Here is an 868-nt window from a genome sequence, read left to right as displayed (position 1 = left end):
GCCTGCTTTTACTCCGCCGCGCTGGCCTAAAATCCGACCGCCGTTGACACGATGTCCCAGTTCGTAAGGTAATCGGGCGTTCCGCATCTGTCACCAATGGCTGGCATCGGACACGGAAGGCCCCGAAGGGCTATTGTGCAGGCGAGTCTCCTGGCGAACTCGAGTTCATGATGTATGCCGAGATGGATCCCGGCGTCACAGTCATCCGTCCTCAGCCGACCATCTTCACGTTCCTGCATGACGACCGCCCCGCCAATCACATCCCAGACTTCGCGGTGATCGAACGCGGTGAGAGCGTCATGTATGAAGCCAAGAGCCGCCGGCAATACCATCGACCCGATGTGCACAGCCGCCTGAGGTCCGCTGCCGCGATGGTGGAGCAAAAACCTGACTGGTCCTATTTCGTAGTTTTGAAGCAGGATATTCTGGAGGATGCGCGTTACCGCAACGTGTTCGCGGTGTGGCGCCGCTTCCGGCCGAACTTTGATGATCTCCAGCGGCTCGCTGTGCAGAGCGCAGTGATGAAGGGCGAACGGATGATCGCCAACGTGATTGCCGAGCTCTCATACATGACGGTTGCGCCAAATCTGCAGACGATCCTGTCGCTAGCCGCTAACGGCTGTATCTTCATCGACTTCGATAATCCAATCGGGCTCGAAAGCGTCATCCGCCATGCCGATCCAGCGGCCCTTCCCGCCCCACTTATACCGCGGCGGCGACCGGCAGACGACTTTCCTGCGAAGGATGCGGCATGAGCTACATCAACATCGTCGCAGGCGCCTTCGTCGACTATCGCAACGGCCGGTGGAATTACGAAAGGCTCTGTTGCAAAAATCGTGAAGCTTGAGCATGCTTGGCGGAGATTGGA

Annotated in this window: 1 protein-coding gene; it reads left to right on the top strand. The window is 58.3% G+C overall.

Going from position 1 to position 868, the window contains the following annotated elements; genetic code table 11:
• Positions 1–167 precede the first annotated feature (167 nt).
• The gene (locus tag ET21_RS0123095) at positions 168–755 is read left to right on the top strand and encodes a hypothetical protein (protein ID WP_156029340.1); all 588 of its coding nucleotides are present in this window, start codon (positions 168–170) and stop codon (positions 753–755) included.
• The last annotated feature ends 113 nt before the right edge of the window (positions 756–868 follow it).

This window comes from Sphingobium sp. DC-2, assembly GCF_000722555.1.
GTDB lineage: Bacteria > Pseudomonadota > Alphaproteobacteria > Sphingomonadales > Sphingomonadaceae > Sphingobium > Sphingobium quisquiliarum.
Note: the sequence above shows the minus strand (reverse complement) of the source record. Positions and strands in the feature narration are given on the sequence as shown.

What these genes read in the sequence shown, in the direction of transcription:
- ET21_RS0123095 (WP_156029340.1), top strand. Translation starts at nt 168, where the DNA reads ATGATGTATGCCGAGATGGATCCCGGCGTCACAGTCATCCGTCCTCAG.